At 61.5% G+C, this 15,761-nt stretch carries 16 protein-coding genes; all 16 read right to left on the bottom strand.

Going from position 1 to position 15,761, the window contains the following annotated elements:
* Positions 1-6 precede the first annotated feature (6 nt).
* The 16 genes from ACRRNM_RS12720 to ACRRNM_RS12645 all read right to left on the bottom strand — a co-directional run bounded on the left by ACRRNM_RS12720 (position 7) and on the right by ACRRNM_RS12645 (position 15,546).
* Entirely contained in the window at positions 7-882 is an 876-nt protein-coding gene (locus ACRRNM_RS12720; protein WP_435628569.1) for a universal stress protein, read from the bottom strand.
* Positions 883-916: 34 nt separating this feature from the next.
* Positions 917-3,661 (bottom strand): cation-transporting P-type ATPase, encoded by a 2,745-nt coding sequence (locus tag ACRRNM_RS12715; protein WP_435628568.1) that lies wholly within the window; start codon positions 3,659-3,661, stop codon positions 917-919.
* Complete coding sequence (gene ybaL / locus ACRRNM_RS12710) at positions 3,654-5,363, bottom strand: YbaL family putative K(+) efflux transporter (protein WP_435628567.1); 1,710 nt, start codon at positions 5,361-5,363, stop codon at positions 3,654-3,656. The genes ACRRNM_RS12715 and ybaL overlap by 8 nt, the downstream gene beginning before the upstream one ends.
* A gap of 140 nt (positions 5,364-5,503) precedes the next feature.
* Entirely contained in the window at positions 5,504-6,661 is a 1,158-nt protein-coding gene (locus ACRRNM_RS12705; protein ID WP_435628566.1) for a YbdK family carboxylate-amine ligase, read from the bottom strand.
* 2 nt (positions 6,662-6,663) lie between these two features.
* Positions 6,664-7,851, bottom strand: a complete 1,188-nt coding sequence (locus tag ACRRNM_RS12700; protein WP_435628565.1) for a cation:proton antiporter — start codon at positions 7,849-7,851, stop codon at positions 6,664-6,666.
* Between the two features lie 189 nt (positions 7,852-8,040).
* Positions 8,041-8,187 (bottom strand): hypothetical protein, encoded by a 147-nt coding sequence (locus ACRRNM_RS12695; protein ID WP_435628564.1) that lies wholly within the window; start codon positions 8,185-8,187, stop codon positions 8,041-8,043.
* Positions 8,188-8,191: 4 nt separating this feature from the next.
* Complete coding sequence (locus ACRRNM_RS12690; RefSeq protein ID WP_435628563.1) at positions 8,192-9,532, bottom strand: hemolysin family protein; 1,341 nt, start codon at positions 9,530-9,532, stop codon at positions 8,192-8,194.
* Positions 9,533-9,832: 300 nt separating this feature from the next.
* The gene (locus ACRRNM_RS12685) at positions 9,833-10,594 is read right to left on the bottom strand and encodes an SDR family oxidoreductase (RefSeq protein WP_435628562.1); all 762 of its coding nucleotides are present in this window, start codon (positions 10,592-10,594) and stop codon (positions 9,833-9,835) included.
* A 48-nt stretch (positions 10,595-10,642) separates the two neighbouring features.
* Positions 10,643-11,407 carry an SDR family NAD(P)-dependent oxidoreductase gene (locus tag ACRRNM_RS12680; protein ID WP_435628561.1) on the bottom strand — a complete coding sequence of 255 codons (765 nt, stop codon included), beginning with the start codon at positions 11,405-11,407 and terminating at the stop codon, positions 10,643-10,645.
* Positions 11,408-11,449: 42 nt separating this feature from the next.
* Positions 11,450-12,019, bottom strand: a complete 570-nt coding sequence (locus ACRRNM_RS12675; protein ID WP_435628560.1) for an NADPH-dependent FMN reductase — start codon at positions 12,017-12,019, stop codon at positions 11,450-11,452.
* A 110-nt stretch (positions 12,020-12,129) separates the two neighbouring features.
* Entirely contained in the window at positions 12,130-12,525 is a 396-nt protein-coding gene (locus ACRRNM_RS12670) for a Rieske (2Fe-2S) protein (protein ID WP_435628559.1), read from the bottom strand.
* Positions 12,518-12,853, bottom strand: coding sequence for a ferredoxin-thioredoxin reductase catalytic domain-containing protein (locus ACRRNM_RS12665; protein ID WP_435628558.1), 336 nt, complete (start codon positions 12,851-12,853; stop codon positions 12,518-12,520). Before ACRRNM_RS12665 ends, ACRRNM_RS12670 begins: the two co-directional genes overlap by 8 nt.
* Entirely contained in the window at positions 12,850-13,101 is a 252-nt protein-coding gene (locus tag ACRRNM_RS12660; protein WP_435628557.1) for a glutaredoxin family protein, read from the bottom strand. The genes ACRRNM_RS12665 and ACRRNM_RS12660 overlap by 4 nt, the downstream gene beginning before the upstream one ends.
* Positions 13,102-13,113: 12 nt before the next feature.
* Complete coding sequence (locus ACRRNM_RS12655) at positions 13,114-13,419, bottom strand: Rieske (2Fe-2S) protein (RefSeq protein WP_435628556.1); 306 nt, start codon at positions 13,417-13,419, stop codon at positions 13,114-13,116.
* Positions 13,420-13,508: 89 nt separating this feature from the next.
* Positions 13,509-14,117, bottom strand: coding sequence for an ester cyclase (locus ACRRNM_RS12650; protein ID WP_435628555.1), 609 nt, complete (start codon positions 14,115-14,117; stop codon positions 13,509-13,511).
* Positions 14,118-14,481: 364 nt separating this feature from the next.
* Positions 14,482-15,546: a GGDEF domain-containing protein gene (locus ACRRNM_RS12645; protein WP_435628554.1), complete on the bottom strand. Its 1,065-nt coding sequence runs from the start codon at positions 15,544-15,546 to the stop codon at positions 14,482-14,484.
* Positions 15,547-15,761 lie beyond the last annotated feature (215 nt).

Raw genomic sequence — 15,761 nt, 5'->3', positions numbered from 1 at the left:
GCCTATTTATTCGTTCACCACCAGCACGTCGCACCGGGCGTTGGATAAAACATGCCGCGCCACACTTCCGAGCAGCAGCTCTTCCATGATCGACTGGCCGCGCTTGCCGATGACGATCAGGTCGGGATTCATTTCTTCCTCCTGCTCGAGGATGACGCGGGCCGCATCGCCGTGCTCGACCATCTGGTGCAACCTCAAGGAGGAGTCGCCCAGCCCCCGCATCAGCGCCTCGATCTTGTCCTGCGCCCGTTCCCGTGCGAGCGCGCGATAATGCTGTATTTCCGCGTCTTCCACTCCCGCCAGCCAGAGCTTGCCCTCGAAGGGCACATCGAAGGCATGGATGATCGTTATGTAGGACTGCGGCGCGACCCATGCCGCCATGCGCAACGCGGCGGCCGAATGCGGGGACAGGTCCACCGGAACGATGACGCGCCGGTAAGCGCCGTGCGGCGGGCGCTTGCTCACCAGCACCGGGCGTTTGCATTTGTGCAGCAGCTTTTCGGCCGTCGTGCCGAGGAACACGTCGCGCAGCGGACTCAGGCCGCGCGCACCCAGCACCAGCATGTCCGCCTGGTCGGCCGCCGAAATGATCTCGTTCACCACATGCCCGGTCTGCACGCGCGGTATCGCGGCAAAGCCGGTTTTTTCGGCGACCTCCTCGGCCAGCTCGCCCAGCATGCGCCGCGCGTCGTCGAGCAGCCTGGCATCCGCCTCGCTGCCCAGGTTGAACAGTTCGCGCAGGGAACTCAGCGACGTGCCGCTCATCACGTGCAGCAGTTCGAGCTGCGCGCCCAATTGCGCGGCAAGGTCAGCCGCACGCAAGGCCGCCTGGCGGGCATCATCGGAAAAATCGGTGGCGGCCAGCAGTTTGATGTTGTCCATGGTATTCCTCCTCACAAAGCAATGAAATGTACTATCAGGCCCCGGCATGCCTGCGATGCCGCCTGCGCCTCGAATGCACGATCAGCGCCTTTTCCACCTCGGCAAATACGAAGACCAGCATACCGGCAAAAAACACTTTCAGCCATTCGCCCACCGCCAGGGGGGTCGAGCCGAACACCGCCTGTAACGGTCCGGCGTAAACATAGGAAACTTGCAGGGCCGCGCAGGCAGCGATAGCCAGCAGCACGTAGCGGTTGCCGAGCAGCCCGTCGAGCGAGAGCACCGGACGGAAGATGTAGCGGCTGTTGAGCAGGTAGAACATCTCGGCGAACACGATCGCGCTGACCGCCATGGTGCGCGCGGCTTCCAGGCTGGCGCCATGTCCGAGTTCCCACAGGAACAGGCCGAGCGCGCTCGTCATCATCAATACCGAAACCATCACCACGCGCCAGGCGAAAAACCAGGAAATCAGCGGCGCGCTCGGGTCGCGCGGACGGCGGCGCATCACGTCGTGCTCGGGGTGCTCGAAGGCCAGCGCGAGCCCCAGCGTGCTGACGGTGGCCAGATTGATCCACAACACCTGCGCGGGTGTCAGCGGCAGCGCCAGCTCGAACAGAATCGCGGCGATCACCACCAGCGCCTCGCCGCCGTTGGTCGGCAGCATGAACAGGATGAATTTCTGGATGTTGTCGTAGATGCCCCGACCCTCGCGAACCGCGTTGCCGATGGTGGCGAAGTTGTCGTCGGCCAGCACCATGTCCGCCGCCTCCTTGGCCGCCTCGGTGCCCTTCAGCCCCATCGCGATGCCGACATCCGCGCGCTTCAGCGCCGGGGCGTCGTTGACGCCGTCGCCGGTCATCGCAACCACCTGCCCCGCCGCCTGCAAGGCCTCCACCAGGCGCAGCTTGTGCTCCGGGCTGGCGCGCGCGAATACATCGGTATCGGATGCCGCGCGACGCAACTGCCCGTCATCCATAAGCTCGATCTCGTCGCCAGTCAGCACCCGCCCGTTCAGGCCGATGCCCAGTTGCGCGCCGATGGCGCGCGCCGTATCGGCATGATCGCCGGTGATCATCTTGACCCGGATGCCGGCGGCGGCGCACGCCGCCACGGCCTCGATCGCCTCCTGCCGCGGGGGATCGATGAGGCCGGTCAGCGCGAGCAGGGTAAAGCCGCCTTTTAAATCCGAAAAATGCACCTCACGCTGGGATTCATCGACGCGCCTCATGGCAATCGCCAGCACGCGCAGCCCGTCTGCCGCGCACGCCTGCACCTGGCGGTGCCAATAGCCGTCATCAACCGCCCACTCCGCCTCCGTCCCCTGCCAGTCGCGCATCTCCCAGTCACACATCTCGAGGATGCGCTCCGGTGCGCCCTTGACATAGATGAATCCCCGGCCTTCATGGTCGTGATGCAGCGTCGCCATCAGGCGATGTTGGGATTCGAACGGAATGGCATCGGAGCGCGGCAGGCTCCCCCGCTCCGCCGCCGGGTCGAGCCCGGCCTTGATCGCGAGGGAGAGCAGCGCGCCCTCGGTCGGGTCGCCGTGCAGCTTCCATGCGTCGCCGCGCCGGCCCAGCCGGGCGTCGTTGCAAAGCACAGCGGCGCGCGCGATCTGCGGCAGCTCCGGACAATCATCGACTGGCACTGCCATCCCGGAAAGATGGAACGCGCCCTCGGGTGCATAGCCCGCGCCGCTGACCTCGAACACGCGGTTTGCGGTGACCACGCGCTGCACCGTCATTTCGTTGCGGGTCAGCGTGCCGGTCTTGTCGGAGCAGATGACTGTCACCGAGCCGAGCGTCTCCACGGCGGGCAGGTGCCGGATGATGGCATGGTGTCCGGCCATGCGCCGCACGCCGAGCGCCAGCGTGATGGTCATGATCGCGGGCAGCCCTTCGGGAATCGCCGATGCCGCGAGCGCGACCACCATCATGAACATCTCGCCCGGAAGGTAGCCGCGCCACAGGATGCCCACGGCGAAGGTGGCGGCGGCCAGCAGCAAAATCACCAGCGCGAGCCAGCGGCCGAAAGTGGCGATCTGGCACAACAACGGCGTGGTAACTTCATGCACCTGCTCGAGCAGCGCACCGATGCGCCCGATCTCGGTGGCGGTCCCGGTTGCCACGACGATTCCGCTCGCCTGCCCGGAGGCAATCAGCGTGCCCGAATAGAGCATGCAGGCGCGGTCACCCAGCGGCGCATCGGCCGCGACGGGCGCCAGCGATTTCTCCACCACCTCGGATTCACCCGTCAGGATGGCTTCGTTGACGCGCACCCCCTTCTCTGTAATCAGGCGCAAGTCGGCGGGCACCTTGTCGCCGGAGGCGAGCATCACCACATCGCCCGGCACCAGCAATCCGGCGTCGATGTCGATGCGCTCGCCGTCGCGCAACACCGCAGCGCGCGGTGAGAGCATGTTGCGGATCGCGTCGATGGCCTGCTCCGCCTTGCCCTCCTGGATAAACCCGATACAGGCATTGACGATCACGGCGAACAGCAGTACCGCCGTGTCGATCAGGTGGCCCAGCAGGATCGTGATGGCAGCGGCGGCCAGCATCACGTAGATCAGGACATTGTGGAACTGGCGGACGAAACGCAGCCAGGCAGGCTTTCTTGGAGGGGAGGACAGCCGGTTCGACCCGTAGCGCGCCAGACGCCGTGCGGCTTCCTCGTCGGTCAGGCCATGATGATCCGTACGCAGTTTTTCGGCGACGCAGTCGATATCCAGGGTATGCCAGTCAGGCGCATCGCCATGAGGATGTCCGCCTTCAGCCATTGGGCGGCCGCTCCATCGTCGCGAGCACATGCCGCGCCATGCCCTGCGCCAGCTCGTGTTCGCCCATGAACACCTTGCCGACCCCTTCCTTTTGCAGCAGCGCCGCTTCCTCATCGCTGTGGGTGCGCAACACCACCTCGATGGCCGGGTTGAGCGTGCGCGCGATCTCGACCATCTTGCGCACGTTGAACGTGTCCGGCGTGGCAATGACCAGCATGCTGGCCCGTGCGATATGCGCCTGGATCAGCACTGCCGGGTCGGAGGCATCACCCGACACGGCGGGAATATGCCGTGCGCGCAATTTCTCCACCAGTTCGCGGTTCTGCTCGGCGACGACGAACGGGATGCCCCGCTCCGCGAGCGCATCGGCGATGCGGCGCCCGACCCGGCCGTAGCCGACGAGCACCACTTGGCCGCTCAGCAGCGCCTGATCGACCGACATCGGCAGCTGCGCCAGCGGATCGTCGCGCAGTTCGAGCCTGCGCGCCAATTCGGAACGGGCGCGCAGCCACTTCTGAAACGGCGCGACGGCGGCGAAGGCCAGCGGATTGAGCGCAATCGAGACCAGCGCCCCCGCGAGAATCAGGCTGTAGCCCTGCTGCGGCAACAGCCCTAGGGACATCCCCATTCCGGCGAGAATGAACGAGAACTCGCCGATCTGGGCGAGGCTTGCGCCGACCGTCAGCGCGGTGTTGAGCGGGTAGCGGAAGGCCAGCACCAGCGCGATGGCGGCGAGGGTCTTGCCGATCATGATGATGGCGGTGACCGCGAGCACCTTCGCGGGCTGCTCGACGAGCACCATGGGTTCGAACAACATGCCGACCGAGACGAAGAACAGCACCGAGAACGCGTCGCGCAGCGGCAGCGACTCGTCTGCGGCACGGTGGCTGAACTCCGACTCGCGCATCATCATGCCGGCGAAGAACGCACCCAGCGCGAACGACACGCCGAACAGTCTGGCCGAGCCGTAGGCCACACCCAGCGCAGCCGCGATCACGCATAGCGAGAACAGTTCGCGCGAGCCGGTGCGCGTCACCTGCCACAGCAGCCAGGGAAACAGGCGGCGCCCGATAATCAGCATCAGTGCGATAAACGCGGCCACCTTGGCGAGCGTGACGCCGAGCGGCGCCAGCAGGTCGCCGAACGATTCTGCGGAGACAGGCGCTCCGCCCTCCCCGAGCAATCCCGCAAAAGGGGGCAGCAACACCAGCACCAGCACCATCGCGAGGTCCTCGACGATCAGCCAGCCTACCGCGATGCGGCCGTTGATCGATTCAAGCACGCGCCGCGCCTCCAGCGCGCGCAGCAGCACGACCGTGCTGGCGCACGACAGGGAGAGGCCGAACACCAGCGCCGCGCCGATGCTCCATCCCCAGTATATTGCCGTAACCATGCCCAGCATCGTCGCCGCCATGATCTGAACCAGCGCGCCCGGCACCGCGATGCGCCGCACCGAAAGCAGGTCGTCGAGCGAGAAATGCAGGCCGACGCCGAACATGAGCAGGATCACGCCGATTTCGGCGAGTTGGCGGGAAAGCTCGATGTCCGCGACGAACCCCGGCGTGGCCGGGCCGATGACGATGCCGGCAAGCAGGTAGCCGATCAGCGGCGGCATGCGCAGGCGCGATGCGGCAAAGCCAAGAATCATGGCCAGCCCCAGGGCTGCGGCAATTGTCGTAATCAGGCTGATGTCATGAGGCATTTGGTCAGTTTTTCCGGATTATTCTGGATTGTCGTCTGCAATTTCCACAAGGGGCATGCTTGCGATGTTTGCTGCTCTGGCCTTGAGTCTACCATGCCCCCCATGCGAGGGCCTCCAGCGCTTTCATTCGAGGCGCCGGCCTATGGATGCACAGGTAAACCACTCGCCGGAGTTTTATCGGGAGCCGCGCGGAAGCGGCCTAATGCGGCATCGACCACGCCTTCCAGGCTACCGCTGCCGGCATGTTGCTGGCGTAGATAACATGCATCGTTGCCTTCATGGGCGATTGCACCAAGGCATTCCATCGCCGCAAGGCCTCCAAGCGCCTCGGCGTGCGGCTCGATATGGCGCAGGGTGGCCAGTATGTCCTCGCGCAACGACAGGGTTTCATGCGATTTGGGATGCACCAGCGAACCGTCGAGCCCGAAGCGGCATGCCTGGAAGCGGTTGTAGTTATAGACGAGGTAATCGTCTTCGGCGGGCGGCGCCTCGGCCCGCGTCAGCAGATGCCGGCAGAGCGCCTGCAGGTAGCAGGCCAGTGCTGCCGCCCTCTCCACTGTCAGCGGAGTGTCGCAGACCCGGAGTTCGATGGTGCCGTATTCCGGCTTGGGCCGGATGTCCCAATAGAAATCCTTCATGCTCCTGACCACGCCCGTGTGTTCCATTTTGGCGAAGTAGTCGCGCTCGAATTCTGCCCAGCGCAATATAAATGGCGCCCTCCCGCTTAGCGGGAAAGCGAATACGGAATTCAACCGCGCTGAATTGAATAGCGTATCTCCTCCCTGAAAATAGGGGGACGATGCGGACAGGGCGATGAAGTGCGGCACGTAGCGGTTCAGCGCGTGCAGCAGGAAAAGCGCCTCGTCGCCGGAGCTGCACCCGATATGCACATGCTGGCCGAACACGGTGAATTGTTTGGCGAGGTATCCATACAGTGCCGACACCTCCTTGAAGCGCGGCTTGGGAAATATCCTGCGCTCGAACCATCGCTGGAAGGGGTGGGTGCCGCCGCCGCAAACACCGACATTAAGACGATCCCCCGCGCGCACCAGGGTGTCGCGGATGCTCTGCAATTGGTTCAGGAGGCCATCGTGGCCCGTGTGCACGTCGGTGGCAATCTCGATCATGCTGTCGGTGATTTCCGGGGTGACGTTACCCGGAAAGGCCGAGCGCCTCAGCAAGTGCAGCATGTCGGGGCAAGCGGCCGACAGGTCGAAATCGGTAAGATTGATGAGCTGGAGTTCCAGTTCGACTCCCAGCGTCAGCGACTGCGAAGTCTTGAAAGATTCAAGCGGCATATTCAGTTCCCCTTATTATCCGGAACTTCTTTGGCCAGGGATAATGCCCACTGCGTGACGATGGGGCCGATCACCTCCAGCAGCAGCGTGGTGGCCGCCAATGCCGCCACTTGATCCACGAGGCCTATCCCCAAATGGCGGGTCTGTTCCAGCAGCAAGATCGCAAATGCCGACAACGGCGTGAGCGCCATCCCCGTCAGCAGCCCCTTGCGCCGGGTGATGCCGCTGACGTGGGCAAAGGCGACGACGCCCAGTGTCTTTGCCGCAAAACGGACGGCCACCAGCGCCAAGGCAAGGCCCGCGCCGGACATCACCATCGTCCACTCCAGTGTGGCCGCCATGAATACGAACAGCAGCACGGTCAGCAGATTTCCCAGCGCGCCGAAATTCTGTTGCGCCTGGCTGAGGACAATGCGCCGGTGGCGCGCCATCAGGCCAAAGGCCAAGGCTGCCGGCACCGGCGAAAACTTGAGCGTATGGGTCAGGGCGACAAGAATAATCACCGCGATTGCGAAGGCAACGGTGGCATCGCGCCCGGTATTGCCCAGCTTGCGCAGCAATCCAGTGACGGCTATGCCAAAGAGGCCGCCAAGGGCGGCGGATACCAGCAGCACGGCCAGACTGTTCCATAGCGCGTGAAGAACATCCCCAGTGCTCTGGAACACCCACAACCCGACGACGACCTTGAAAACAAATACGGCAAGCACGCAATTGAAGGCGGACAAATGCAATATCCGCTCGGTCACTTGCCCGGAGCTGCGCTGCTCGTTGACGACCCGCAACACTGCCGCCGGAGACGTGGCCATGGCAAGCGCGGACAGCAGCAGGGATGGAATGAAGGGTGTGCCGAACCACTGCGCGACGGCGTATACGGCGGCAAAGGTGCCGCCGGCCTCAACAAGGCTGGTGATGCCGAGCCACGGGTTGGTGCGTAGCCAGCGCAGGTTGATGCGGTAGCCCAGCTCGAACAGGATCAGGCTGAAAGCGATATTCGCCAGCAACATGATAATTCCGCCGTCCGATTCTGGCAGAAAACCGGCTTGCCCCGACGCCAGCAGAAAACCCACGATGCCGTAGCTGCTGATGCGCGGCATGCCGATCAGGCGATGGGCGAACTCGCCAGCTATCCATGCGAGCGCGAGCGCGAACGGCCATGCAAGATCGGGAGGGATCGGCAGTAACCCCGGCATCTTTTAGCGAGTCCGTCCGGCGAATGGATGATCCGGACGTGAGTGTGGCTTTATCGGCATGGCGATGAAATTTCGTGTCATGGATAGATTATATGCCAGTGGCAGGGCGGCTACCCGCACAGCGCGACGGCCAGCGCGTGCGGCAGCAAGTATTCCGCTGGATGTCAGTCCGGCGAAGGGCAAGTCTCTCTAGGCAGCTTCGGTGTCCAGTCCGGCTCCCGGCAGTCTGAAGGCGGCAAACACCACGCGATTCCGTCCAGTTTGCCTGGCCTCGTATAGGGCTGCATCGGCAGCGGTTGAGCCTATCGTGGTAATCAGGCTGATGTCATGCGGCATTCGCTCAACTCTCTTGGATTGTTTGGGTTGATCGAGCGCCATTGTTGCCGGGGAGCGCGGTTGTGCAAGTAGCGAGCACCTCATCGACCCGGTTGTGATCCATATCCACAACCTCAAACTGCCAATCGCCATAGCTGAACTTTTCCGCGCGTTTGGGTATCTTGCCCATGTGCGCGACCACAAACCCACCCACCGTATGGTAGAGCCCCTGCGCCTCGTCGCCAAGCCCAGCGATCCCGAGTTTGTCCTGCAACTCGTCAATAGGCAGCAAGCCGTCGAGCAGCCAGGACCCGTCCTCGCGCTGCACGGCCAGCGCCAGTGCCGGATCGTCCGCACCCGGCATCATGTTGCCGGCCATGGTCTGGAACAGGTCGCTGATGGTGACAACCCCCTCGGTCGCACCGAATTCGTTGACCACCAGGGCAAAGTCCGTGTTGTGTTCGCGAAATGCCCTCAGCAACTCCATCAGCGTCAGCGCCATCGGCACATAGAGCGGCGGGGTCATCTGCAGCTTGGCAAAACTCAACTCGCCTGAAAGGGCTTCGCGCAGTAGCGTGCGGCTTTCGGCCAAGCCGATGACCTGTTGCATGCTGCCCCTGCAGACAGGATAGCGGCCATGCGGCGAGCCGCGCAGAACGTGAAGATTCTCGTTATGCGAGCGATCGAGATCGATGAAGGCCACATCCTTGAGCGGCGTCATCACCGCCGCGACATGCCGGCCTTCCAGCAGAAAAACGTTGCCGAGAAGGTGCTTTTCCTCGGGAGCGATGGCGCCGGACCGCTCGCCCTCGTCAAGCGCAGCCAGTATGTCTTCTACGCCGGTGACTTCCGGCGCAGACCTGAAAGGCAACAGTTTGAGCACCATGTCCGCCGACCACGACAGCAGGCGAATAGCCGGCGACAGCACGCGAATGAAGAAGTGCATGAACGGCGCAACCAGGCTGGCCACCTTTTCCGGATAGGCGAGCGCAATGCGCTTGGGCACGATTTCGCCAAAGACGATAGCGAACGCAGTGACCACCACCACCGTCGTCGTGATCGCCACCTCGGCGCGAACGGCGTTCAATAGCGGCAGCGATGTCTCGATGAAATGTTCGATGTGACCGGCCAGGGCGTTCTCGCCGAAAATACCGGCCAGCAGGCTTGATGCCGTCAGCCCCGTTTGCGTGGCGGCGATGAAGCGCGACGGCATGGACTTGATACGTAGCGCGCTCGCTGCCGAGTGGTTGCCCGCATCGGCCAACAGCTGCAGGCGGGAACGCCTCGAAGCTGCCAGCGCCATTTCGGCGAGGGCAAAAAATCCGCAGATCAGGATGAGCAGAACAAGGATTGCAAGCGCACTCATTCGACGGTTCCAAGAGGAATAGCCAAGATTACACTCGGTGGTGTGTCGCAACCACGCCAGCTATCCATGCGGGCGCCGGCGCGAACGGCCAAACAAAATCGGGAGGGATCGGCGGTAACCCCGGCATCTTTAGCGAGCCCGTCCGGCGAATGGATGTTCCGGACGCGCGGGTGGTTTTATCGGCATGGCGATGAAATTTCGTATTATGGATGAATTATATGCCAGCGGCGGGGTAATTACCTGACCTGCCCCCTGCCGTGCGCTGCCGATGCTAATTCGGTTTGTTTGCCGCCGAGTGAATTATGCGGAAGTCTGTGCGTCGTTGTCGATGGGCAGTACTTGGCCGGAGATTGACTTTCCCGCTTCCGATGTCAGGAACAGGATCAGCGCGGCAATGTCCCCGGGATCGACAAAACGTTTCAGCGACTGGACGCTCATCGCGGCCGCCCTGACTTCTTCCAGCGTTTTGTGTTCCGCGGCGGCGCGGCCCTGAAGAACGCGTTCGATGCGGCCACCGCCGACGGCTCCCGGCGCGATGGCGTTGACGCGAATATTGTACTGACCCAATTCGCGCGAAAGCGTTTTGGCGAAACCGATCAGCCCCATCTTCGCCGTGCAGTATGCGCTGCGGTTCGGATAGCCGAAGCGTCCGCCGACCGACGACATCACGACGATGCTTCCGGAGGCGGATTTTTTCAGGTGTGGAATGCAATGGCGTGTGACGTGAAACGTCCCAATGACATCGACGGTCATCACCGCCTCCCATTGATCGGGGTCAGAGTCCTCAACGGGCGCCGTTGGCCCTGCGATGCCGGCGTTGTTCACCAGCACATCGAGCCCGCCCAGCGCCTCGACGGAAGCGGCGACCATGCGTTCGATGTCATCACGTTTTGACACGTCGCAGACGATGGTCTTCAGGCCTGGAATATCCTTCGCCGCCGTATCCAGCGCCTTCGCATCGATGTCGCAAACGCAGACTTTGGCGCCGTTCGCCGCGTAGGCTCTCGCAATTTCTTTCCCGATGCCGGACGCGCCGGCTGTTACTAATGCGCGCTGTGCCATAATCGTCTCCTATATCAAGTCGAAGTTCCACCGTGGCGGCTATCAGGTTTAATGGGCTGACTGGCCTCCATCCACCATATACACACCCCCAGTGGCGAAACTGGCTGAAGGCGAGCAGAGAAACAGCACCATTCCGGCTATTTCCTCCGGGCGTGCCGGACGACCGAGGGGGCTGTTGCCGATGACCATCTGGCGGTAGGCCGGGTCCTTCAGCCAGCCCGCCGTCATGGGGGTTTCCACCAGGCCGGGGGCTACCGCGTTTACGCGGATGCCTTTAGTTGCGTAATCGATCGCGGCGGCTTTGGTCAGGCCAATCACGCCGTGCTTGGCGGCCACGTAAGGCGACATGCCGGGGTCGCCAATGACGCCGGCTACGGAAGCAGTATTGACTATTGCGCCGCCACCGGCCTTGAGCATGTGGCGGATTTCATACTTCATGCACAAAAAAACGCCCTTGAGATCGACCGCGATGACCTTGTCGAAGTCGGAGTCCTCCGTCTCGGCCAGAGGTTTGGTCGGCGGCAGAATGCCGGAATTGTTGAAGGCGCAGTCCAAAGCGCCAAAAGCATCCACCGTGGCCTGGACGAGCGCTTCGACCGACGCGACCTGGCTGACATCCGTCTTGACGAAAAGCGCTTCGCCACCTTCTTTTTTGATCAGCTCGACGGTTTCCGCAGCACCCGCGCTGACATCGCCGATGCAGACTTTTGCGCCCTGGCGGGCAAAGGCGAGAGCCGTGGCACGTCCAATGCCGCTGCTGGCCCCGGTGATCATCACGACTTTACCCGTATAGTTCAGCAACTGGCTGTCCATGACATGTCCTTTCTGCTCGCGGTGTCGCGCGCAAATCCGCAGTTATGATTTGGTGTTCGCCGTGATCCACGCGCCAAACGCCTGCAGGAAATCCTGCAGAAATTTGCGCGTCCCGTCGTTGGCTAGCTTGCCATGTGCATCAAATAACTTATCGGCACCGCCGAGATAGGCTTCCGGCTGCGCCATCGCCGGTACGTTCAGAAACACCAGTGACTGGCGCAGGTGATGGTTGGCGCCGAACCCGCCGATGGCACCTGGCGACGCGCTGACGACCGCACCCGGCTTGCCGCTCCATGCGTTTTTGCCATAAGGCCTTGAGCCGATATCGATAGCGTTCTTCAGGGCGGCAGGGACCGAACGGTTATGCTCCGGCGTAACGAAGAGCACGGCGTCGGCTGCCATGATGCGCTGGCGAAATGCCACCCATTCCGCTGGTGGATTCTCATCCCCGTCTTGATTGTAGATCGGCAAGTGCCCGATTTCGATGATGCTGAGCTTCAGCGTAGCAGGCGCAAGCTCGGCGAGTGCGTTGGCCACTTTTCGGTTGATTGAATCCTTCCTGAGGCTGCCGACAATCACGGCTACGTCGCGTGTCTTATTCACTGAGTTCATTTCTTTCTCCTGTTAAAGTATTGTGCCAGTACTGCTTATCCGACCTGCACCGCCAGCATTGGCATGATGTTTTCTCCTTTAGTGACGACTTCAACAGGCCTGCAAATGCGCTAAAGCGCGACCAGCACCCACTCGGATTCGACTTTTGCCTCGTAGGTGCGGATGGGTTCAGTGCGGATGTGCTGCATCAGCGTACCGACGTTCTGGAGTAAAGCTGCGGTCCTTGGCGGAGGTGACTCGTTTCCCAAGTAGGGGGGCACGGGACCCGCGAGCGCTTCTCCCGTCGTAACGTCAAACTGGGCGCAATGCATGGCGCAGGTGAGGATTGAGCCATCGAGCGTCCCCATTTCGAGCGGCGCGTTCATGTGTCCACAGCGCCGGCCAATCGCATAAAAAGTCCCCCCGCAGTTGCAGATGACGAGCTCGCGTCCATTCAACTCGACCGCCTTCATTCCTCCCGGCGCAACCTCGGCGGTTCTGATTGCCCGGATGAAGTTGTTACTCAATGCCCATCTCCTTTGCCGGCACTTGCGGCAAGCTGTCCGGATCCGTGACGTCCTGATGTACGAATAACCCGCACCAGCAACGCTTCATGGCATCGAAATGCTTGCGGTGGAACGGTATGCACGGACAAACGATTTGCATGTCGCGAGAACGGTCGTGCCGGATCGGCTGGCAGGGACAGAAGGGCACGCCGTGCTTGGCCTCAAGCATTACCTCCTGATCGAGGAGAAACTCCGCCAGTTCGGTGTCCGGCGTGAACTTGAAGCCCATCGGCTCGACAACCTTGCCGAAAAAGTGGCGCAGTGCCTTTTTTCTGGATTCGGTATTCATTCGGAGAGTCCCAGCAGTTTAGTGTAGCGATCGGGCTGGTAGCCTACGACGACCTGATCGCCGATCCGGACGAATGGAAAGCCGCTGGCCCCCTCGGCATCGAGCTCAACCATGATCTTGCGCTGCGTTGCCTCGTCGGCGAGATCGTAATCCGTGAAATCGAACGAGATGTTGCGTTCAGCGAAGAACTTCTTGGTTTTTCTGCACCAGGGGCAGGTGGATAGCGTGTACATGGAAACCTTCGTCATCGCATTCTCCTTTCAGCCGAGATTGACGAACAGTTTGCCTGCCTCGGATTTTGCGGGGTAGGCAGCAAGGGCAAGCTCGGGCGCATCAAGGAATTTTCCCGTCCTGATGTCGTAGCGCCAGTCGTGGCACGGACAGGCAAGAGTATGGCCGTCGAGCGAGCCGCAGAACAACGGACAAGCCATGTGTGCGCATTTTCCCGAGACAGCGTAGACCGTTCCGCCGACGCGCGCGATGACGACATTAACCCCCAGCGGATAAACCGGCGCCATGCCGCCCTCCGGTAATGCCACCTCTTCCATCACGTAGGTCCACGTCATCGTCTTTATCCACCTCTCGAAGCTGAGCATTGATGCCAGGAGAACCGTGACACTGGTGCGAGTGGCTTGCCCCTTCTGGCTGTTGCAGTTTATTGCAGCCCGATCTGCTTCATGAACTCGCCGTTGTCCCAGAAAAGGAATTCCTCGAACATGATCCCATCCTTGTTCCAGTGGCCTATCGTCGCCATCGGGATGCGGTAAGCCTTGCCGGTCGGCTCAATAGCCTTGCCATCCGGAAGAACCATCGGCTTCGTGAAGGTACCCTCTAGCCAGCCGGTCACGGCCGTCCACTGGCCATCCGCAGTGCCAAACCGGACCGGGTGCTCCTTGATCCGGTTGTCGGGCGCGAACGTGAACATGTACTTCACGTCCTCGATGTGCTTCTCGAGGCCTTTTGTCTGGTGGCCGTCAGGCCAGTGCACTACAACGTCCTGCGTGTGAGTCTTGTGGAAGTCCTGCCACTGCTGGCCGGTGTAGACCCGGAAGTCGAGGTCATCGAAACTTGCCAGGTTTTTGGCCAGCGCCGGCGGAATTCCCTTGACCTTTGGCATGGACTCGCCAACCTTGGTTCCGGGGTACAGGTTCTTGTCGGCGGCGGCAGTGCCAGCGCCAATAAGAAGTATGGCGGCCAGGCTTGCACCTAGCGCGGCGGTGGCAATTTTTCTCCGCTTGGTTCTGCTTGGGGTATGGTCGGACATAGTCACTCTCCTTTTGGTTTAGTGTTAACTACAATCCACTTCTACGGTGCTTCTCTTACCACTTGGCCAGCGGGTTGATATGGCGCACTCACCGGCATATAGTCTTGCCGTGCATCGTGATCGAGTTTCCACGGCAAGTGCGAGCGTATGTACCAAGTAGCCCGGCGGAGGCTGCGACAGACCAGAATCTAGCGAATCTGGAGAACGGATATAGAGTCCGCGTGGCCGCTCATCGACACCAATTAGACGCCCTTATTGGCCATGGGTCGATAAGGTAAACCATGTAGGGGCAATTCCCCGGAGGGGGCAACCGCATAAGTGGATGCACCAATATAAACGGCGCGTTTCACCCAGCCCGGCAGCCCTACGATGCGGCAAACACCACGCGATTCCGTCCGGTTCGCTTGGCCTCGTACAGGGCTGTATCGGCGCGGTTGAGCAAAGCCTCCCTGGTTTCTCCCCGCTTCATCATCGCCCCGCCCAGGCTGATGGTAATGCGGATGTTCATTCCCTTGATATGCATGGGAGTGGCGGCGATTTCTTCGCGGATACGCTCCGCGATGGCTTTCGCCAAACCGGCATCGGTGTTTTTCAGAACGACAGTGAATTCTTCCCCGCCAAAGCGCCCCACGATATCGAAATCGCGCACCGCTGCCCGGATCCGCTCTGCCGTATGCCGCAATACCATATCGCCGATCATGTGGCCGTAGGTATCGTTGACTTTCTTGAAAAAATCCAGGTCGGCCATCATGACGCACAGTGGCTGTTTCCGCTCCTCAGCTTCCGTGATCTGCCGATCCAGTTTCTCCATCAGGCTGCTGAAGCTCGTCAGACCGGTAAGCTGGTCAGTCGAGGCCCTATGGTGCAGGCGCGACATTTCCTCATGCGATTCGGTCAAGGCTTCCTGCAGCGTGTCGATCCTGGCTTCGCGGTAGCCTTCGGTTGCCAGATAGGCATCCAGTGCACCGAGTTTCAAAACATAAACAGCCAGCGATTGAAGGTTTTGCACAGGCTTTCCGCTTGCCGCAAGAAGCTCGATGACAGACTGAAGAATCAGGTCATGTTGCAGATGCAACAGGCCGAGTGGAATACCTGTGCGTGCACAGGCGGCGGAAAATGCCATGCGCCCGGAAAAATGGGCAGGAGTATCGAAACCCAGGCCAAAGCATTGCAGGTAGTCCACCCACCCCTGCCGGAAAGCTGCGCCAAAACCGCCCCGGCCAATAGACGCAAAATCAGGATTGCGCGCCAGTTTTGCAAGGCAGGCATCGACCAGCGCCTCCATATTCCCGCCCGGCAAACCGGCGCGAAGCTGCCGCGTCAGGTTCTCATCCGCATTCAGGTCGAGCGTAGCAATGATTCGCTGCGCGCGCGCAGGATCGAAATCATATGCCGCTGCTGCGTTGCCTATGGAGGTATGCTGCTCCAAGCCGGCGCCTCCTCACTCTAACGGGCATGGCAAGCGCCACCCCCTGATGATGCACCCGGAAAGGGCGTCCCCGTGGTTGTATTCCGCTAAAGCGGAACAACACACGTGAAAACTTGCCATGCCCGATCCCCTCGCTACGCTCTCCCCCTGTCCAACTTCCCCCCGCAAGCGGGAGAAAGGGCAAACGAACGCTTCGCGTGCTTCACGTTAAAAAT

It is taken from the genome of Ferrigenium straubiae (assembly GCF_051257895.1).
GTDB classification, from domain to species: Bacteria; Pseudomonadota; Gammaproteobacteria; order Burkholderiales; family Gallionellaceae; genus Gallionella; species Gallionella straubiae.
Note: the sequence above shows the minus strand (reverse complement) of the source record. Positions and strands in the feature narration are given on the sequence as shown.